The sequence below is a fragment of the Acinetobacter sp. WU_MDCI_Abxb74 genome (assembly GCF_025513915.1).
Taxonomy (GTDB): Bacteria; Pseudomonadota; Gammaproteobacteria; order Pseudomonadales; family Moraxellaceae; genus Acinetobacter; species Acinetobacter calcoaceticus_C.
In genome coordinates this window covers 150,805-170,586 of record NZ_JAHPRP010000002.1, presented here as the reverse complement: position 1 = coordinate 170,586, position 19,782 = coordinate 150,805, and the positions used below count along the sequence as shown (strand labels likewise).

Annotated in this window: 23 protein-coding genes and 1 tRNA gene; 5 read left to right on the top strand and 19 right to left on the bottom strand. The window is 38.5% G+C overall.

Annotation, left to right across the window (positions count from 1 at the left end; translation table 11 throughout):
• Positions 1–50: 50 nt before the first annotated feature.
• Entirely contained in the window at positions 51–890 is an 840-nt protein-coding gene (locus KTH84_RS06900; protein ID WP_262472612.1) for a DMT family transporter, read from the bottom strand.
• Positions 891–1,129: 239 nt separating this feature from the next.
• Here KTH84_RS06900 and KTH84_RS06895 point away from each other — a divergent pair, with 239 nt between their 5' ends.
• Positions 1,130–1,567: a PaaI family thioesterase gene (locus tag KTH84_RS06895; RefSeq protein WP_262472611.1), complete on the top strand. Its 438-nt coding sequence runs from the start codon at positions 1,130–1,132 to the stop codon at positions 1,565–1,567.
• A gap of 15 nt (positions 1,568–1,582) precedes the next feature.
• Here KTH84_RS06895 and KTH84_RS06890 read toward each other — a convergent pair whose 3' ends face one another.
• Together KTH84_RS06890 and KTH84_RS06885 are read right to left on the bottom strand one after the other, a co-directional pair.
• Entirely contained in the window at positions 1,583–2,014 is a 432-nt protein-coding gene (locus KTH84_RS06890) for a hypothetical protein (protein WP_262472610.1), read from the bottom strand.
• 42 nt (positions 2,015–2,056) lie between these two features.
• The gene (locus KTH84_RS06885) at positions 2,057–2,203 is read right to left on the bottom strand and encodes a hypothetical protein (RefSeq protein WP_133976199.1); all 147 of its coding nucleotides are present in this window, start codon (positions 2,201–2,203) and stop codon (positions 2,057–2,059) included.
• A gap of 46 nt (positions 2,204–2,249) precedes the next feature.
• On the opposite strand from KTH84_RS06885, the gene KTH84_RS06880 reads away from it, so the two are divergent.
• Positions 2,250–2,325: transfer RNA gene (locus KTH84_RS06880), tRNA-Asn, on the top strand.
• 178 nt (positions 2,326–2,503) lie between these two features.
• On the opposite strand, the gene KTH84_RS06875 is transcribed toward KTH84_RS06880, so the two are convergent.
• The 12 genes from KTH84_RS06875 to KTH84_RS06820 form a co-directional block, all read right to left on the bottom strand.
• The gene (locus tag KTH84_RS06875; RefSeq protein ID WP_262472608.1) at positions 2,504–3,262 is read right to left on the bottom strand and encodes an SDR family NAD(P)-dependent oxidoreductase; all 759 of its coding nucleotides are present in this window, start codon (positions 3,260–3,262) and stop codon (positions 2,504–2,506) included.
• Positions 3,263–3,551: 289 nt separating this feature from the next.
• Positions 3,552–4,196, bottom strand: a complete 645-nt coding sequence (locus KTH84_RS06870; RefSeq protein WP_262472607.1) for a tRNA-(ms[2]io[6]A)-hydroxylase — start codon at positions 4,194–4,196, stop codon at positions 3,552–3,554.
• Between the two features lie 6 nt (positions 4,197–4,202).
• The gene (gene pdxJ, locus KTH84_RS06865) at positions 4,203–4,928 is read right to left on the bottom strand and encodes a pyridoxine 5'-phosphate synthase (protein WP_133972261.1); all 726 of its coding nucleotides are present in this window, start codon (positions 4,926–4,928) and stop codon (positions 4,203–4,205) included.
• Between the two features lie 13 nt (positions 4,929–4,941).
• Positions 4,942–5,655 (bottom strand): DNA repair protein RecO, encoded by a 714-nt coding sequence (locus KTH84_RS06860; protein WP_262472604.1) that lies wholly within the window; start codon positions 5,653–5,655, stop codon positions 4,942–4,944.
• A 9-nt stretch (positions 5,656–5,664) separates the two neighbouring features.
• Entirely contained in the window at positions 5,665–5,868 is a 204-nt protein-coding gene (locus KTH84_RS06855; protein ID WP_133972259.1) for an NF038104 family lipoprotein, read from the bottom strand.
• 29 nt (positions 5,869–5,897) lie between these two features.
• Positions 5,898–6,920, bottom strand: coding sequence for a GTPase Era (gene era, locus KTH84_RS06850; protein WP_133976197.1), 1,023 nt, complete (start codon positions 6,918–6,920; stop codon positions 5,898–5,900).
• A gap of 11 nt (positions 6,921–6,931) precedes the next feature.
• The gene (gene rnc, locus KTH84_RS06845; RefSeq protein ID WP_004643662.1) at positions 6,932–7,624 is read right to left on the bottom strand and encodes a ribonuclease III; all 693 of its coding nucleotides are present in this window, start codon (positions 7,622–7,624) and stop codon (positions 6,932–6,934) included.
• The gene (locus KTH84_RS06840) at positions 7,596–7,970 is read right to left on the bottom strand and encodes a DUF4845 domain-containing protein (protein ID WP_133972257.1); all 375 of its coding nucleotides are present in this window, start codon (positions 7,968–7,970) and stop codon (positions 7,596–7,598) included. The genes rnc and KTH84_RS06840 overlap by 29 nt, the downstream gene beginning before the upstream one ends.
• Before the next feature lie 24 nt (positions 7,971–7,994).
• Positions 7,995–8,822: a signal peptidase I gene (lepB, locus tag KTH84_RS06835; protein WP_262472601.1), complete on the bottom strand. Its 828-nt coding sequence runs from the start codon at positions 8,820–8,822 to the stop codon at positions 7,995–7,997.
• Between the two features lie 76 nt (positions 8,823–8,898).
• Positions 8,899–10,716, bottom strand: coding sequence for a translation elongation factor 4 (gene lepA / locus KTH84_RS06830; protein WP_133972255.1), 1,818 nt, complete (start codon positions 10,714–10,716; stop codon positions 8,899–8,901).
• A gap of 176 nt (positions 10,717–10,892) precedes the next feature.
• Entirely contained in the window at positions 10,893–11,342 is a 450-nt protein-coding gene (locus KTH84_RS06825; protein WP_262472598.1) for an acyl-CoA thioesterase, read from the bottom strand.
• A 124-nt stretch (positions 11,343–11,466) separates the two neighbouring features.
• A complete protein-coding gene (locus KTH84_RS06820; protein ID WP_197730988.1) occupies positions 11,467–12,843 on the bottom strand; it encodes a Do family serine endopeptidase in 1,377 nt (458 codons plus the stop codon).
• A gap of 230 nt (positions 12,844–13,073) precedes the next feature.
• Here KTH84_RS06820 and nadB point away from each other — a divergent pair, with 230 nt between their 5' ends.
• Positions 13,074–14,717 (top strand): L-aspartate oxidase, encoded by a 1,644-nt coding sequence (gene nadB / locus KTH84_RS06815; protein WP_262472595.1) that lies wholly within the window; start codon positions 13,074–13,076, stop codon positions 14,715–14,717.
• A gap of 55 nt (positions 14,718–14,772) precedes the next feature.
• Here the strand turns inward: nadB and KTH84_RS06810 are convergent, their stop codons facing one another.
• The 4 genes from KTH84_RS06810 to pabC all read right to left on the bottom strand — a co-directional run bounded on the left by KTH84_RS06810 (position 14,773) and on the right by pabC (position 17,820).
• A complete protein-coding gene (locus tag KTH84_RS06810; protein ID WP_202743024.1) occupies positions 14,773–15,189 on the bottom strand; it encodes a PaaI family thioesterase in 417 nt (138 codons plus the stop codon).
• A 137-nt stretch (positions 15,190–15,326) separates the two neighbouring features.
• Positions 15,327–15,926 carry a dTMP kinase gene (gene tmk / locus KTH84_RS06805; protein ID WP_262472594.1) on the bottom strand — a complete coding sequence of 200 codons (600 nt, stop codon included), beginning with the start codon at positions 15,924–15,926 and terminating at the stop codon, positions 15,327–15,329.
• Positions 15,927–15,935: 9 nt separating this feature from the next.
• Entirely contained in the window at positions 15,936–17,006 is a 1,071-nt protein-coding gene (gene mltG / locus KTH84_RS06800; protein WP_202743026.1) for an endolytic transglycosylase MltG, read from the bottom strand.
• A 1-nt stretch (position 17,007) separates the two neighbouring features.
• Positions 17,008–17,820, bottom strand: a complete 813-nt coding sequence (gene pabC, locus KTH84_RS06795; RefSeq protein WP_262472592.1) for an aminodeoxychorismate lyase — start codon at positions 17,818–17,820, stop codon at positions 17,008–17,010.
• Between the two features lie 263 nt (positions 17,821–18,083).
• On the opposite strand from pabC, the gene KTH84_RS06790 reads away from it, so the two are divergent.
• Together KTH84_RS06790 and KTH84_RS06785 are read left to right on the top strand one after the other, a co-directional pair.
• Complete coding sequence (locus KTH84_RS06790; RefSeq protein WP_042898110.1) at positions 18,084–19,091, top strand: sulfate ABC transporter substrate-binding protein; 1,008 nt, start codon at positions 18,084–18,086, stop codon at positions 19,089–19,091.
• 30 nt (positions 19,092–19,121) lie between these two features.
• On the top strand, positions 19,122–19,730 hold the full coding sequence (locus KTH84_RS06785) for an RBBP9/YdeN family alpha/beta hydrolase (protein ID WP_262472591.1): 609 nt from the start codon (positions 19,122–19,124) through the stop codon (positions 19,728–19,730).
• Positions 19,731–19,782 lie beyond the last annotated feature (52 nt).

Below are 19,782 nucleotides of genomic sequence, written 5' to 3'. Positions count from 1 at the left end.
ATCTTTTATAAAAAAGGGTTCTCTTCAAAGAGAACCCTTTTTTAATTGTTCTATGCTTTGCCTTTCTTGGGCATCATATAAATAACCAGAAAAATTCCAAACAAAACCATAAAACTAGACAAAATCACTCGCCCTGTTACCACTTCATTAACAAATAGATTTCCACCTAAAATTGCCAAACATGGCACACTCAACTGCACGGTACTAGCAGTCACTCGATCAATATGCTTCAAAATTGCATACCAAACTACATAAGCCCCACTTGAAGTCACACCACCAGACAAAATTGCTAATACCCAACCGTAAAAATCAATATACCGCTCTTGATTAAACAATATATTTGCCAACAAAACGATTGGTACAGCCAATATAAAATTTGCCAATGTGCTTCCGACAGGTTGTGTCATGTTACGGCCAGCAATGCTGTATCCAGCCCATGCCAAACCAGACAGGATCATAAGCAAAGCATACTTCCAATGAGGTGCGTGAGTACCAGGTAATAGCAAAACAATCATGCCTGCTAAAGCTATGCATAAACCGATACCACGGTACATGCCAATTTGTTCGCCATACCAATAACCGTAAAGCACCATGGTAAGTTGTACGACACCAAATAATAGTAAAGCGCCTATACCTGCATCTATTTGAAGATAGGCACAAGAAAATGCTAAAACATAAACTGCTAGAAAAAATGCGTTCTTAAAATTCCATTGAACATCAGTTTGAGACGTTTTTGAATATAAAAATAGCCCCAATAAAACAACTGCACCACTCACTACTCGTATTAAGCTAAAACTCATTGGGTCGATATGATGCCCTGCCAGAGCCAAACGGCACAACACAGAATTTGCCGCAAAAGCCACCATCGCAAGTGCAATTTTTAAAAGCATTATCCTTATGCTCCTGCTATTTTTTATAGTGTATAAGAAGAACTTCTTATCTATCTAATTCATTATGCAACTAATTTATTCCACTTTTTAGAATAAAGATGTTTTATGCTCCGTAGGTAAGCTGTAAGTCTTCAACTCATCAGTTCAATCTTTAATTCGTGGAATTGACATATCGATGACTTAATAATAGGCTAACAACAAGTTCCATTTAAGAACTTATATAATTAAAGGACTCAAAAATGAAAAATCCGATGGAAATGACTGGTCTTGAATTTTTACAAGCGATGATTGATGGCCATATTCCAGCAGCAAGTATTAGTAAAACCATACCTATGCAACCTACTGAAATTTCAGAAGGGTCTGTTACTTTTAAAGCCCAAGCAGATCATAATCATCTAAATCCGCTAGGCGGCGTACATGGTGGCTTTGCTGCTACAGTTTTAGATTCTGTGACTGGCTGTGCAGTACATACGATGTTACCTGCTGGTGTAGGCTACGGAACAATCGATCTTAACGTAAAAATGTGTCGCCCTATTCCAAAGAACCACCCTTTAATTGCGATAGGTAAAGTCATTAACTTAAGTAAAAACTTAGGAATTTCCGAAGGAAAGATTATTGATGAGGAAGGTAAACTGTATGCCTATGCAACAGCAACCTGCATGATTATTCGTCCATAATCATTAAAGGCAGCTTTAAACCGCTGCCTTTTTTATTGAGTAAACTGGATTATCTGGACGGTCACAGGTTTGTGCCACGACATAAGAAGCCCAAATATTCTTGAGTTGAAGCTCTACCACCTCTTGATGTTCAACAGACCAAGCTAGAACTTTATTTTTGCCCAGCAGCAACTCTCCTTCTAATTGAAAAATATATAAAGCTTTAGAAGGGTTTAATAGTTTTGAACTTTTTAAAATTTTTAGTGAACTATGCACATTCCATTTGGAACTAAACCAAAGCTGCAATAAATCACCTAAATACAAGTCCTGCTTTTTAAAAGGATAAGCATCAATCGACGCACCCTCTACAGGCGTGTAATAAGATTCTGGTTGACTTAAAATATTGAGATAATTACGTTGATAAAAATCAAAATTAGAAAAAATAGAGGCAACAGTAAGTGTTTTCATACTTATCTCCGATTTAGCCATTTTAGTGCTGGCAAGTTGGTTTTAAATCCACACTGTTTGAATTTCTTCAAACGCTTGTTCTGTTCCGAATTTAGCAATTGATTTTTTAAAGTGCAAGTAATTTCTTAGCTCACCCCTTAACTGATCAAATAAAAAGCATACAGCACAAAAATAAAGTAAACATGGCAATTTACACTTGACCCTTCTCAAAATCTCCTTATAATCGCATGCAGATTCTCCCATAGCTCAGTCGGTAGAGCGACGGACTGTTAATCCGCAGGTCCCTGGTTCGAGCCCAGGTGGGAGAGCCAAATACTAAAAAGCCCGCAGTATTAAAGCGGGCTTTTTTTTGCCATAAATTTATCAATAACTATAAAAAAACCCCTCTCATAACATAGAGGATTTAATGATTAATTTCATTCAATGTCCGAATCAAAATTCAAAAGACCTAGCATCTATAAACTCACTATCGGTTCATTCTGAACCTTATTACTCTACCTCAACAACTTTTAAAGGATTAAAAGACTGAGAAGTAGGCATCATTTCAATACGGTTAATATTAATATGTGGAGGTTGTGATGCAACCCACGCTACCGTATTTGCAATATCTTCAGGCAAAATTGGGTTCTTTTTATCATATAGATTGTTCACTTTCTCCTGATCGCCTTTAAAACGTACTAAAGAAAATTCTGTACCACCACAAAGACCTGGCTCAATATTAGTTACTCGAATGCCAGTACCAGACAAATCAGCTCGAAGATTTAAACTAAATTGCTCCACAAATGCTTTAGTTGCACCATAAACATTACCGCCCGGATACGGATATGTACCTGCAATAGAACCCATATTGATGATTAAACCGGACTTTTTCTTCACCATATTCGGTAAAATTAACCGTGTAACGGTGATCAACCCTTTAATATTGGTATCAACCATAGTGTACCAATCACCCAAATCTGATTTATCTGCTGACTCTAACCCTAATGCTAGACCAGCATTATTAACCAATAAATCAATTTGACTGATTTGAAATTCGGCTGGTAAAGCAACCAATGCTTTATTTATATTTTCTGCCGTATCTGTCATATCAAATACTAACGGATAGAATTTATCACCAAGCTCTTGCTGTAATTCTTTTAGTTTTTCTGCCCGTCTTCCACAGCCAATAACCTTATAACCTAACTCAATCAGTTTTTTAGAAATGCTATAACCAAAGCCCGCCGAGGCACCCGTAACTAATGCTAACATTCTTATATCCTTAAAATATTTGACTACTTTAGTTGATCCGATTATGAACAATCTTATCTGTATATTTACATAATATTCGTTATTACTTTAAAAATAAAAATTTTCGAAAATTTTATTACGAATAATAAAAATCGAGAAAATAAAAATATATGAATATAGTTTTATTAAGATTAACAGGTAATAAACAGCGCAGATCTGAGCTAACCAATCCTAAAAATTAATTTAAAATTAAAGGGTTAAAATAAAAAAGTTTATCTAGATAAGATAAACTTTTTTAAAACTTTTAATATTATGCAGGCACACCACTGTGAAAACGGAAGGTATCATCAGGCGTTAAAACCAGATTCTTTTCAACCTCACGAATATGCTCAATGCGCTGTTGAATATCCTCTTTAGGATTTTTCATTTTTGTATTTTTTGCAGCATCAAGTGCAAGTGCCAAATAGTCTTCAAAATGACGAGACTCCGACTTAAGCAAGTAGCGATAATAGCGCCCCAACTCTTCATCTACGCGTGGAGCAAGTGCATGGAAACGTTCGCATGAGCGAGCCTCAACAAAAGCACCTACCACTAGTACATCAATTAAAGCTTCGGGTTCATAAGTACGAATCTCTTTACGCAAGCCACCCGCATAGCGCCCTGCACTTAAGCCATCCCATTTCTGACCACGCTTGGCCATAAGCTCAAGCACCTGTTCATAATGGAGCATTTCTTCCCGTACTAGTTGTGCAAGCTTTACTTGCAAATCAGGAAAAAAGCTATAACGGAACATTAAGTTCATTGCTGTACTAGCTGCTTTTTTTTCGCAATTAGCATGATCTTGCATCAAGATATCTAAATTATTAATTGCCTCATCTAACCACGCGTTTGGTGTTTGGCATCCTAAAAAAGCCAAGACAGGTTGCATTAATTCATCGTAATTGATACTCGACATAACCAATTAACCTGCCACCTGAATTGCCGCTTTCATATCTTTAACAGCTTGAACCAGACCTACAAAAATGCTGTCAGCAATAATCGAGTGCCCAATGTTTAACTCGTGAATTTGTGAGATAGCAGCAATTGGAGCAACATTCTTTAAATTAAGTCCGTGACCCGCATTTACCACCAAACCTTTTGAAGCTGCGTATTCCACACCTTTTATAATACGTGCTAGTTCTTCTTGCTGCTCTTGTTCTGTTATCGCGTCTGCATAGGCCCCCGTGTGTAATTCAATAGTAGGTGCTCCACAAGCAATTGCTGCATCAATCTGAGCTAAATCGGCATCAATAAATAATGATACATCACAACCAATAGCAGCCAAGGCCTGAGTTGCAGCTTTAACCTTATCAAAGTTACCTACTACATCTAAACCACCTTCAGTTGTTACTTCTTGGCGTCTTTCTGGCACGAAGCATACATGCTGTGGCTGAATTTCTTTGGCAAACTCAACCATTTCATCAGTAACAGCCATTTCTAGATTCATGCGTGTTTTTAATAATGGTCGCATACGACGTACGTCATCATCCTGAATATGGCGACGATCTTCACGCAAATGCAAGGTAATCCCTTCTGCACCAGCTTGTTCACAAATGAGAGCAGCTTCTACAGGGTCTGGATAAGTAGTACCGCGCGCCTGTCTTAAAGTAGCAACATGGTCTATGTTTACACCAAGCAATGCAGCCATAAATAAATCCTAATTACGATTGAGTTTGAGTATTTTGAATCCACAATTGTCGACTTTTTAGAGGACGATCTCCTAAAAGCGATGTAATCATTTGACGGTATAGTTTACCTAATAATTGCAGTTGTTCGTGAGAAAAATCCTGCCCTTGCTCATAATCCACCATAGACAAAATCGCTTTTCCTGACAAAGAGGAACGACTCGCCTGCGCAATGGGAGCAAAACCTTCGGTCACTTGAAATTGATAAAACTGATGAGGCTGAATCGGCTGCTGCTGAGTATCAACTGAAAAATCAAGTGCGTATCCCAATTCAGGCAAAAGCACATGTTCGAACTGGCGCAGTATCTGTCTTAAAAAAAGATCGGGGTGATCAGTAGAAGCCAACTGCTGTAACTGCAATAGCGTTAACTGATATTGCTCAAAAGATTGAGGCATTGGTTCTTCTAGTGGACATAGCCGAAGAATGATTTCACTTAAATAAAATCCGGCAAAAAAGGCGTCACCAAAAAAGAAAACAGGCTGATTTAATATTTCTAACTTGGTAAAGTTTTTTAGCTCACTTTTACCTGTCGCTTGTAATCGGATAGGTTGATACTGAGGGGGCGGAGTCTGTCTTAAAATACCATCGACTCGCCCATATTCCTGAGTAAAAAGATGCACAATATGACTTTTTTCACGGTACTTACGGTGATGAATCATATATCCATGGAGGACTTCATTGCGCATCATAAAAAGAAACTATTCCTCAGATTCTTTTTCTTTTTTGTCATCCTCATCATCACCATCAGGAATCACCGCACCTACAACAGCCGCTGTACCTTTGACAACACCTTTTGTAGTTTTATAGGCGATCCCTACTGGTACGGTTACAAGCTTATATACACAACCTTGTAACATCAATGTACATCCAACTATAGTCACCAATGATGTAATTGTTTTCATACCAGTATCCTTATCCTTATCCTTATCCTTTAGATATCACTATATCCTAAGCTTTTTAAGGCACGCTCATCATCAGACCAGCCACCCTTCACTTTCACCCAAAGTGTGAGCATAATTTTTTGCTCAAACATTTTTTCCATGTCTTTTCGGGCATCCATACCGATTGTTTTAAGCTTGGCACCTTTTTCACCAATTACAATCGCTTTTTGGCCCGCACGATCTACAAAAATCGTTGCATCAATATAAGTACAAGCTGGTTTTAAACGACCCGTTTTTTCACTAACAGCAGCTTCTTCCGTTTTGAAAGATTCGATTTGTACTGTTAAATCATAAGGTAGTTCTTCACCTAACTGGCGCATGATTTTTTCACGAATAATTTCGCTAGCTAAAAAGCGTTCAGAACGGTCAGTAATCTGATCAAATGAATACAAAGGCGCTTGATAAGGAAGATACTTCTCAATCGTTTCACTCAAGTGTTCCAGATTTGCTCCGCGTAATGCAGATACAGGAACGATCTCGGCAAAATTCATAAGCTTTGCACGCTCTTGAATTAAAGGCAGAATATCTCTTTTATCTTCAAAAGTATCAGCCTTGTTAATCACCAAAATAACTGGCATTTCAGCATTCTTGAGTTTTTCAAGCACTAAATCATCATTTGGGGTCCACTTATAAGCATCAATAACAAATAAGACCAAATTGACGTCACGTAATGCAGAATGAGCTGCACGGTTCATCATTTTATTAATAGCGCGTACTTCTTTTTTATGCATACCTGGGGTATCTACATATACCGCCTGCATTTTTTCACGCGAATCAATACCAATAATTTTATGACGTGTTGTTTGAGGTTTACGCGAAGTAATAGAGAGCTTTTGACCTAACAAATGGTTCATGAGGGTAGATTTACCCACATTTGGACGTCCTACAATCGCCACAAATCCGCTCTTAAAATCCGAAGGAATTGTCACGCCTTTGGAACTAAAAAATTGATCAATCAGATTATTAGGATCTTGGTTATCATTTGAATCTGGATTGATTTGATCAGAATGCATCGACATGCAGGTTATTGCTCCAATAACTTTAAAATTTCCGCCGCTGCTGCCTGCTCGGCAAAACGACGACTTGAACCCTCACCATAAATCTTTGATAAACCATCAATCAAACATTCAACTTTAAAGTGCTGGTGAGGTGCATCACCCTGAATATCTACAACCTCGTAAACAGGGAGAGGTTTTTTACGTGCTTGTAGATACTCTTGTAAACGTGATTTCGGGTCTTTAAGTTGATCCGTAGGTTCAATATGGTCTAAATAGGGTACATACCATTTTAGCACAATATCTGTAAGTAAGTTGAGATCACCACTATCAATATAAATTGCACCAATAATCGCTTCTACCGTGTCAGCCAATATTGACTCACGATGATGACCACCAGATTTCAATTCACCCGTACTTAATATTAAACACCGACTAAGTTGCAAATCGGTTGCAATCTTACCTAAAGCTTCCTGACGTACTAAAGTCGCTCGCATACGCGTTAGACGACCTTCGTTTTCATTTGGATAGGCATGATATAGATAATTGGCAACAATCATACCTAATAATGAATCGCCTAAAAATTCCAAGCGCTCGTAATTGTATTTATGACTCACCGAACGATGAGTCAAAGCTAACTGTAACAATTCAAGCTGCTTGAATTGATATCCGATTCGACTCAATAAGCGAGGATCACTTAGTTTGAACTGATGTTTTATCAAAACTCTTCTCAAATGTTAAAACTAAATCAATATTTGATAAGAAAGGTTTTCTTACTTCATATTTCTTTTTGACTATCAGACCAGACTGATTAAACACTTGCGCAATCTCTTTAAAGTGGAGATCACGAATATTGTTCATTTCCAGTCGCTGATCCATTTGTGTCGCAAACTTCTGTGGTGTGATCTCAGAAGAGCTTTCTTGTAAAAGCTCCTCTATCTGATTATTAATCAAGCGATCATCCCAATATGCTGGCCAAACTGCAAGTACAGCTTTTACTGCAACTGCAAATATAACCACCCCAAATAAAATTGCTAAATACGAAGTACCTTGTTGTGCCTTACGCATTTCTTTTTTTCCTAATGGTTGTTTTTAATCTATTTTTCCATTTCGGCCAAAGTTAGGAAGATGTAAACCCGGTTCTTTATGCATCCACACATAGAATGCTCGCCCTGTTAAATTTTCTTCAGGAACGAAGCCCCAGAAACGACTGTCTGCACTTTGATCACGGTTATCTCCCATTGCAAAGTAATGTCCTTTTGGAACAGTCACTTCCCAATATAAACCGTCTTGGTTTGCATATTTACCATTTTCAACATAGTTGATAAACGGTGCTTGACGCGCCACATTTACGCCTTCAAGTTCACGCATCATAAAGGTGTGCTCACCTATCGTCTCTTTATGATAAATAGACGTTGGGGTATCTAACACATCTTTTTCGCGACTAAACTGTGTTAATACTTTCGGTACTTTTTGTCCGTTAATAATCAATTGTCCATGATCATAAACAAGATGATCACCCGGCAAACCGATTACACGTTTAATATAACTAATGGTAGGTTGAGGTGGATAACGGAATACAATCACATCACCACGCTTGGGTTCTCCCACATCAATAATTTTCTTATTGACGATAGGTAAACGCACACCATAATCAAATTTATTAACCAGAATAAAATCACCAGTTTCTAAAGTGGGTACCATAGAGTCTGATGGAATATTAAATGGTTCATAAAGAAATGAACGAAGTACAAGTACTACAGCTAAAACTGGCCAAAAGTCATAGGCCCAGGTAATAACAAAATTTTCGTTCCCGCGCCCTTTATTTGCACGCTGTTTGAATACAAGTTTATCTAACAACCACACTGCAAATAGAATCAGCGTAACTGGAACAAGAATTAAATTAAAATCAAAATCCACACGACCTCACTCGCAGCCTAGCTGCTTGTCTTAAAGTAGGGAAAAGCAATATTTTGCTTCCCCCTACCCTCATTTCTTATCTTTCTACTTTCAATACAGCCAAGAACGCTTCTTGTGGAATTTCAACACTTCCCACTTGTTTCATACGTTTCTTACCTTCTTTTTGTTTAGAAAGTAGTTTTTTCTTACGTGAAACGTCACCACCATAACATTTCGCTAATACGTTTTTACGCATCGCTTTTACAGTAGAACGAGCAATAATCTGTGCACCGATAGCCGCCTGAATAGCAACGTCGTACATTTGGCGAGGAATCAAATCTTTCATTTTCTCAACCAATGCAATACCACGATGACGTGCGTCATTACGGTGACAAATCATAGCCAAGGCATCAACCTTGTCACTATTAATTAATACATCAACCTTAACTAAAGCTGAACTTTCGAAACGTACAAAGTTATAGTCTAGCGATGCAAAACCACGAGAACATGATTTTAATTTATCAAAGAAATCCATAACGACTTCAGCCATCGGGATTTCAAAGGTAATAGAAACTTGATTACCCAAGAATTTCATATCTTTTTGAACACCACGGCGTTCAATACATAGGGTCATTACATTCCCTAAGTATTCTTGAGGAACAAGGATATGACACTCTGCAATCGGCTCGCGCAAATCTTCTACAGTAGATCCGTCTGGCATTTTTGATGGACTATCGATATAAATCGTTTCACCCTTCTTGGTTAATGCTTCATAAATTACGGTAGGCGCAGAACTGATTAGATCAAGGTCATATTCACGCTCTAAACGCTCTTGTACAATCTCCATGTGTAGCATTCCTAAGAAGCCACAACGGAAACCAAAACCTAATGCATCTGAGCTTTCTGGTTCAAAAAATAAAGCCGAGTCGTTGATCTGCAATTTTTGTAGTGCTTCACGGAATGGCTCAAAATCACTCGCATCAATCGGGAAAAGACCAGCATAAACCTGCGGTTTAACCTTTTTAAAACCCGGTAAAATAGCAACATCAGGTGTAGCAGCAAGGGTAATAGTGTCACCTACTGGTGCACCAAAAATATCTTTAATACCCGCAATAACAAAACCTACTTCACCAGCTTCAAGAATATCTGTTTCAGTATGCTTAGGATTAAATACACCCACTGAAGTTACCGGATGAGTTTGTCCTGTCGATTTAACCAACATTTTGTCGCCCTTACGGATACGACCTTGTTTAATACGTACAAGAGAAACTACACCTAGGTAGTTATCAAACCATGAATCGATAATTAATGCCTGCAATGGAGCATCACGATTGCCTTCAGGTGATGGAATAACATCGACTAAACGCTCTAAAACACCTTCAACACCTAAACCAGTTTTTGCTGAACAGGTTGGTGCGTCGGTTGCTTCAATTCCGATAATTTCTTCAATTTCATGAATTACACGTTCAGGTTCAGCCTGCGGTAAATCAATTTTATTTAAAATAGGAAGAACTTCGAGACCTTGTTCAATTGCGGTATAACAGTTTGCAACTGATTGTGCTTCTACGCCTTGCGCAGCATCTACAACCAATAGCGCACCTTCACATGCGGCTAAAGAACGAGAAACTTCATACGAGAAGTCTACGTGTCCAGGAGTATCAATAAAGTTAAGTTGATATTCCTGACCATTCGGATGAGTGTAATACAGCGTGACAGAAGCGGCTTTAATGGTAATCCCACGTTCACGCTCAAGCTCCATTGAGTCCAAGACTTGGGCTTGCATTTCACGATCTTGTAGACCACCACACATCTGAATAAAACGGTCAGCCAATGTAGACTTACCATGGTCAATGTGAGCAATAATCGAGAAATTTCGTATATTTTTGATATCGACGGATTTTTTAGCTTGCGCCATGGGTTACCTTGAGAAAATATAGAGTGCTATGTAGCTTGTTTTAATACACAGCCAAAGCAGTTAAATTAATTGCGTGCGATTATAACAGATGGATATTTTAAAGTATCCAAAATAATCATTACCTTTTACTTATGTTTTTAAAAGGCCAATGCAGCCCAATTTCTTCTTAAGCAACCTCATGTATAAGAAACAGTAAAATCATAAGGGTTTATGCTTGAATCAAGTGGCTTGTATGCATGGGTAAAAGTTGGAGACATTCGTTTTGGGCGCCCTGTGGCAATTTCAATACATGCCCATTTGGTATTTCCAACAAATAATACAGCCTGATCTGATGGACGGAAAAATACATACTGGCGGAAAGAATAAAGCGCGTTGATATCATCTAACCATGTGCGTAATACAATTTGTTCACCTTCAAATGCAGCTTTACGATATTGCACATGATGCTCAACCGCGACCATTGCATGCTTTAACTCAAGATACTTAGTTACCCCTACTCCTAATGTTTCAACATGAGCAGCAGCTACATCTTGCATCCACTGTACATACATTACATTATTCACATGTCCTAATGCATCAATATGATGTGACTGTACCTGAATATGTAAATCAAAAATACTACTCACAAATGTTCACTCTTATTTATTAACGTTCAAACTAAAATAAGTGTAGGTAGATATCACTATACGCTCAAGATAAATAACAAAAAACCACCCATATTTAAGGTGGTTCATTGTTTCTTTTTTAAGTTTACTGGATACGTAAACCAAGCATTGCGCGTTGTCCCTGACGAATAATCGCAACACGTGCTACCGTATTTTTTTGCAAGTTAGAAACAACTTTTGCAAAATCCTGACTATTTAAAATCTGGTTATTGTTGACTTGAATAATCACATCACCCGGAATGATATTTGACAATGACGCTAAGCCACCACGGCGAACATCTTGTACATAGATACCACCTTTTACACTTAAAGCACTTTTTTCTGGTTCAGCTAAATCACGAATGCTCATTCCTAGAACTGGACCTTTAGACACCGCAGCTTGTGCTCCTGTAGCAGGAGTCTCATCTGGTGCAGTACTTAAAGTCGCCGAAATATTACGGGTTTTATCATCACGTAATACTTCAAACTGAACAGTTTGATTTGGTTGTACCTTATTCAAAGAATAGAGTAAATCACTAGTACGAAGTACAGGGACGCCATTTAATTTTAAGATGACATCTCCAGCTCTAAGTCCTGCTTTTTGTGCAGGTGAGTTTGGAGAAATCTGAGTAATTAAAGCGCCTTCAGGCTTAGGCAATTTGTAAGCATCTGCAAGATTACGATCAATATCTTGCATCATTACGCCAAGATAAGAACGTGTGACCTTACCTTTAGTTTTAAGCTGATCAGCTACATCCATTGCTACATCAATTGGGATAGAGAAAGATAACCCCATATATCCGCCAGTACCGCTAAATATACGAGAGTTAACTCCGACCACTTCACCATTTTGGTTAAATAGTGGCCCACCAGAGTTACCGGGATTTAGCGCAACATCAGTTTGAATAAACGGTACTGAAGTTTCGCCCATCATATTTCGTGATTTAGCACTGACAATACCCGCAGATGCTGAATAGTCAAAACCAAATGGAGAACCAATTGCTAAAACAGGCTCTCCTACTCGTAAGCGGTCAACGTTCCCTACTCGTAAAGCTGGATAGCTATTTCCGGTCACCTTTAACAATGCAACGTCTGTACGCTCATCGCTACCAACAACTGTTGCATCAATTTCACGTCGATCATTTAAAGTAATACTAATGCGTGAAGCATTTTCAATCACATGATGGTTTGTGAGTAGGTAACCATCTTTACTAATAAAAAATGCACTACCATATGCAGTCTTTTCTTGTGGGCCTTGTTGCTGTGGAATGATGACCTGATTTCCGAAGAAACGTTTTAAAATTTCAGGAACTTGCTGCTGCAACAACTCATCCTGAGTCATTTTTTTTACGACATTCACACTCACCACTGCTGGACTAACTTGTTCAACGAGGTTTGAAAAATCAACAGCAGCATTTGTCTGAACAGCAGCAACTGTAAATACCGCTGCATACATTCCTTGTTGTAAATAGCGAGTTTTCATTTGGTGCTCACCCACAATTGGTCTACGAGAAAAAGAATAAAACTTTTGTATCACAACACTTTGGAGTTGTGGGTAACAATATGTTTATTTGTAATACATCATCACAATGATTATTTTACGCATTGCAACTTTTTAAGCCAATTGCAATTTTTCTGTGAGTTAGAGCGCTTAAGCTCTTGCCTTTTTAGATAAAAAGGGGTGTCATTAGCGGACGTTTTAAATTGTTGCGAATGGACATGCCTAATTTACAGACAATTCACCACTTTGACGTGATTATTGTGGGCAGCGGCGGCGCTGGTTTAAGTCTGGCTTTATCGTTACCAAATCATTTTAATATTGCAGTTTTAGCCAAAGCTGCTTTAACCGAAGCAAGTACCTTCTATGCTCAAGGTGGTGTTGCTGCTGTTCTTGATGAGACTGACTCTATTCAACAGCACATTAATGACACTATGATTGCAGGGGCTCATTTGTGTGAAATGGATGCGGTTCAGCATACTGTAGAAGGTGGTCGCTCTTCTGTAGATTTTCTATTAAAGCAAGGCGTTCAATTTACCCTAGACGAAGATGAACAACTTCATTTAACCCGAGAAGGTGGCCATTCACACCGCCGTATTATTCATGCTGCTGATGCAACAGGCAAAGCTATTTCAACAACTTTAGTTGAACGCGCTAAAGAACGAAAAAATATTACTATTTTTGAAAATTATATTGCGATTGATTTAATTACAACACATAAATTAGGCCATACCGAACAAGCGAACCGTGCTATTGGTTTATACGCATTAGATGAAAATACAGAAAAGGTGCATACCGTCCTTGCACCATTTACCGCGCTTGCTTGCGGTGGTGCAATGAAAGCTTACCTCTACACATCTAATCCAGATATTGCTACAGGGGACGGCATTGCCATGGCTTACCGTGCAGGTTGCCGTGTTGCCAATATGGAATTTAATCAGTTCCATCCAACTTGTCTCTATCACCCTCAAGCTCGTTCCTTTTTAATTACCGAAGCGATGCGTGGTGAAGGTGCTTACTTGCGCTTGCCTGATGGTGAACGTTTCATGCTGCGTTTTGACGATCGTGCAGAACTTGCTCCACGCGATATTGTAGCGCGAACCATTGACCATGAAATCAAACGCCTCGGTATTCGCCATGTGTGGTTAGACATTACCCATAAATCACCTGAATTTATTAAAGAACACTTCCCTACACTTTATGCACGTTTATTAGAACTTGGCATCGACATTACCAAAGATATGATTCCTGTCGTACCTGCTGCTCATTACACGTGTGGCGGTGTTGTAGTCGACTCAAATAGCCAGACCGATATTGAAGGCTTATATGCGATTGGGGAAACGTCTTATACGGGTTTACATGGTGCAAACCGTATGGCAAGCAACTCATTACTTGAGTGCTTCGTCTATGGGATGAGTGCAGCAAAAGACATCGAAAATAAATTTGATAAAGATTTAAAACTTCCAGAAGTACCAAGTTGGGATGACTCTCAAGTTACCAACCCAGATGAAGATGTGGTGATTTTACAAAACTGGGATGAGTTACGTTCCACCATGTGGAATTACGTCGGTATTGTCAGAACCACGAAACGTTTAGAACGTGCTTTACACCGTATTGAAATGTTAAAGCGTGAGATTACTGAATACTATCAAGACTATCGTGTGAGCAAGAATCTGATTGAACTGCGTAATCTTGTTCTCGTATCTGAGATGATTGTTCGTTGTGCAATGCAACGTAAAGAGTCTCGAGGTTTGCACTACACTCTAGATTATCCAGAAACCTCTAAAGAAATACGCAAGACCGTTTTGACTCCGCCTAATTTTGCAGTAGAACAACCATTGGTTAATACTGATATTTAAGCTGTTTTTCTACAAAAAAGCACAGTTCAGACTGTGCTTTTTATTACTTTAATATTTATGATCGAGGTGGAATTGAGTAAGTCGCGGTAACATGCGCCACAGGTTCATCTAATCCCACTGAATAAATCCAAACTTCACCAACAACCAAGCTCTTCCCGACTTTCATCAGTTTACATTCACTGCGCAAGTCTTGATCACCTGCGGGTTTTCTTAAAAAATTAATATTAAAATTAGTCGTCACAGCTAAACCAACAATTCCAATTTCACCCAATATTGCAATATATAAAGCAAAGTCAGCCAAAGTCATCATGGTTGGACCAGATACTGTGCCGCCCGGACGTTGATGCTTTTGATCGATATGATAATAAACAACTGCTGCTTTTGGGGTAACTGATTCAACAGTACAATGCTCTAGACTTTGTGGAAATTCCTTTTTAAGAAAAGCCACGATTTCTTCTTTTGAACTTTTCATCCTTGTTATTCTTCAATCTATAAATCATATGTAAGATAGCATAAGAAAATGAAGAATATTTTCTATGACGATTCAAACCAGAATTGTCGTTATTTTTAACCACTCCCATAAAATATGAGAGTGGCCCATACACTTATCTATCCTAAATATTGCAAAGCTTGCTCAAAAACCTGATCAGGACTTTGTGTAGCATCTAATCGCTTAATCCGTTCTGGTTCAGCTTTCCACAAGGTTTCATAACCTTCACGAACCTTGGTAAAGAAGCTTAACTTTTCTTGTTCAAATCGATCTAAAGCTCCGCGTTCGCGTGCGCGATCCATGCCTAACTCAATCGGTGCATCTAACCAGAATGTAATATCTGGCATGCGTGAAACAAAGTTCTGATTTAAAAGCTGTAATTTATCTTGGCTTAAACCACGACCAGAACATTGATAAGCAAAACTTGCATCGGTAAAACGGTCACTTAGCACAATTTTTTTGGCTTCTAAAGCAGGTACAATGACTTGCTGTAAATGTTGCGCACGGGCAGCATAAATCAGAAGCAACTCAGTATCATGACTCATATTTTCATCATGATTAACCGCCAAAAGCATAGCGCGAATTTGTTCAGCTAGCGGTGTGCCACCCGGTTCACGTGTTAAAACAACCTGTTTACCTTGTTCTTCAAAATGCTGATGAATTTTTCGAATAAGCGTAGTTTTGCCTACACCTTCCGTGCCTTCAAAGCTAATAAACATCTTTTTTCCTTATTTCTTCGATCTCAACACGGATAAATAGTCTTGCACCGCTTGATTATGCGCTTGCAAGCTTGCCGTAAATTTATGACCACCATTTCCGGTTGCAACAAAATAGATGTTGTTTGAATCATCTGGATGCAACGCAGCTTCAATTGCTTTCTGGCTCGGCAAAGCAATTGGTGTTGGCGGTAAGCCATTAATGGTATAGGTATTATATGCTGTTGGGGTACGAAGGTCTTCTCGGGTAATGTTACCTCGATAAGTTTCACCCATACCGTAAATCACAGTTGGATCAGTTTGTAGACGCATACCCATTTTTAAACGGCGTACAAAAACACCCGAAACCTGTGTGAGTTCACTGTCTAAGCTCGTTTCTTTTTCAACAATAGAAGCCATAATTAATGCTTCATATTTATCTTTATAAGGTAAATTTGGTGCACGATTTGCCCAAGCTGCATCCAATGCTTTCCTTTGGCGATGATATAAATCGGTAAGGATTTTCTTGTCAGTCTCGCCTTTAGCAAAAAAGTAGGTATTCGGTGCAAACAAACCTTCAGGATGATCATACGGAATGCCCAATGCTTTCATGAGCTGATCGTCAGGTAAATCTAATATTGTATTTTTTACGTTTTTATCATTTTTTAGTGCAGTAATAAGCTGTTTAAAAGTTGTACCTTCAATGACCAAAACACGGTTCATCTGAGCATTATCCGCATCAGATAACATCTCTAATACTTCTCTTACACTCATTCCCTGTTCAATTTCATACACACCAGCTTTCATGCTGTCATGAATCATAAATTTCTGATAAAGCTTCAATACTACTGGAAAGCTAACTTGGCCTTCTTTCGCCAACCGATCAATAAAACCAGAATAGGTTTCACCAGATGTAATCGATAACATCTGTTTTTTGCCTTCAATAGGATAAGCTTTAAATAAACTCGACCATAAAATGGCAAAAGTAGAAATTAAGACAATAAAAAGGCCAATTAAAACCAGTCGCTTAGAAAATTTTGGAGCTTGTTTCTTGTTATTTTTCTTGGCGTTTTTTGCTTTCGCATTCACAGGTGGCTTCGGCATATTAATGAATCTGATTCAAGTTAAGGATATGAAATAAATCTATGCATGCCTGTGTTTCTAGCGTTTTTTCACCTAAATGAGTGACCACTCGCATAGGGTGTAAAGCATTACAGAAGAATAGACTTTGTATTTCAGATACTTCATCTAATTCAACCACACGTACTTCACAGGCAATACCATGGTGCTGCATACGCGCCAGAATTTCTGCCCGCATTACACCGTGGACGCCATTATAGCGAAGTTCGGGAGTAATCCATCCATCATTTAAACGAATAAAACAATTACTACTGACCCCTTCAACAATATAACCTTGTACATCAGTAACTAATGCTTCAGCCCACCTTAGTTGATCTGCTTCTTTTTTTAGCAATACTTGTTCAAGACGGTTTAAAGATTTAAGCCCAACTAAGCTTGGCATGGTTAAACCTAAGGCCTGATTTAAAACGCCACACTGGATAGAGTCTGGCTGAAATGGCTCTAAAGCTTTCGGATAAAACCAGATATAAATATCAGCATTATGCTTTGGCAAACTATAACCACGGTCACCTTCGCCACGACTAATCACAATTTTTAAAGTGCCATTGAGCACAAGATGCTGTTTTTGTAGTTGCTGTAAACTCTGTTCTATTAATTCGAAATCTGCAGTTAAAGACAGTTTTTGACATGCAAGTTTTAGCCGTTCCCAATGTCTTTCTTTAAGCTCAATCTGGTTTTGAAAAACACGAATTGTGGTAAAGCATCCATCACCATAATGAAATGCTCGATCGAGTAAAGGAATGGTTTCAACAGGTTGCCCATTTTTAAAACACCACATGTTTAATCCACCCTCTGCTTAAAACGATCCAACAATACAACACCTTTCATTTAAATAATAAATGACTGATTTTTAAAAATTATACCGATTTCGTATCTACTTTTGAAACTTGTTATATATCAAGATTTAAGAATAACTTATCTGTTTTTACTATTTCTATTTTTTTCATATTAAATTCGTTTTTTATTATTTTTTTAGAATAAAGACTAGCGCTATTCTTCGTTCATGTTTTGAACATTTCATATTTTTTGAGGACTTATCTCATGCGTTTTTCTCAGTTAAAAGTCGGGGTTATCGCTGCACTTCTTTCAGTTTCATCATTTGCAGCTCAAGAATTTTTAAACGTCTCTTACGATCCAACTCGTGAGTTATATACAGATTTCAATAAACAGTTCGGTACTTACTGGAAACAACGTACTGGTCAAGATATTGAGTTTAAACAATCACACGGCGGCTCTGGTAAACAGGCTCGTGCTGTTATTGATGGCTTAAATGCAGATGTAGTTACTTTAGCACTTGCAGCAGATATTGATGAAATTGCTGAAAAAGCAAAATTACTTCCAACTGACTGGCAGAAAAAGTTACCGCAGAATTCTACTCCATACACATCAACTATCGTGTTTTTAGTGCGTAAAGGTAATCCTAAACAAATTAAAGACTGGGGTGATTTAATCAAACCAGGTGTAGAAATTATTACACCAAACCCGAAAACTTCTGGTGGTGCTCGTTGGAACTATCTTGCTGCATGGGCATGGGCAAAACATCAAGCAGGTGGTAACGATGCAAAAGCTCAAGAATTTGTTCGTCAAATTTATAAACACACCAAAGTTTTAGATTCAGGTGCGCGTGGTGCAACTACAACTTTTGCTGAGCGTGGTATTGGTGATGTCTTACTCGCTTGGGAGAATGAAGCACATTTAGCAACTCGTGAACAACCGGGCAAGTTTGAAATCATTACTCCATCCCTTTCAATCTTAGCTGAACCTCCTGTAGCAATTGTCGAGAAAAATGCAACCAAAAAAGGCAACTTAACCATTGCTAAAGGTTATCTCAACTATTTGTATTCTCCAGCAGGTCAAGAAATTGCAGCACGTAACTTCTATCGTCCACGTAATGCAGCCGTGCTTAAAAAATACAGCAATGTATTTAAGCCATTGAAACTGGTTACGATTGATAAAGAATTTGGTGGCTGGACGAAGGTGCAAAAACAGCACTTCGATAACGGTGGTGTTTTCGATCAAATCGTGAAAATCAATAGTACAGAGAAGTAATTCTTTGCACTAAAGACAAGGAGAACAGACATGACTCACACTGTAATTGTTCCAGGCGTAGGTGGAAGTGAACATCAGCATTGGCAATCTTGGTTGCAGCGTCAACTCGTGTCTAGTTCTCGTGTTGAGCAAAAAAACTGGGATAGACCCGTATTAAGTGAATGGATTGAGCAGTTCATTAACACCGTTAAAGCAGTAAAAGCTCCTGTACAAATTGTTGCACATAGCTTTGGTTGCTTAACCAGTGTCGCAGCTTTAGCTGAGTACCCTGAATTAAAAAGCCAAGTCAAAAAACTTATTTTGGTGGCTCCAGCCAATCCGGCACGTTTTGGTGAAGCAGGCTTTGCTCGGCATAGTCTGACTGACTACAAAGAGTATTTCTACCATTTGCGAATTGATGTTCCAGCTACGCTGCTCATTAGCGAAAATGACCCATGGTTGGGTTTTGTAGATGCCTTACAGCTTGCAAAAGCTTGGCGTCTAGAACCGATTAACTTAGGGGAAGTTGGTCATATTAATGTTGCATCGGGTTTTGGTCCCTTTCCAGCCCTGCTGAATTATTTGATTCCAGTAAATTCGATGTGTAGTCGCTCATCTATCGACCCGGTAAAAACTCATTTCTCTTTGAAATTTGCTTAATACCCATCTTTGTTATCGCACTGTTTATCTTTATTTATTCGCTTACTGGTTT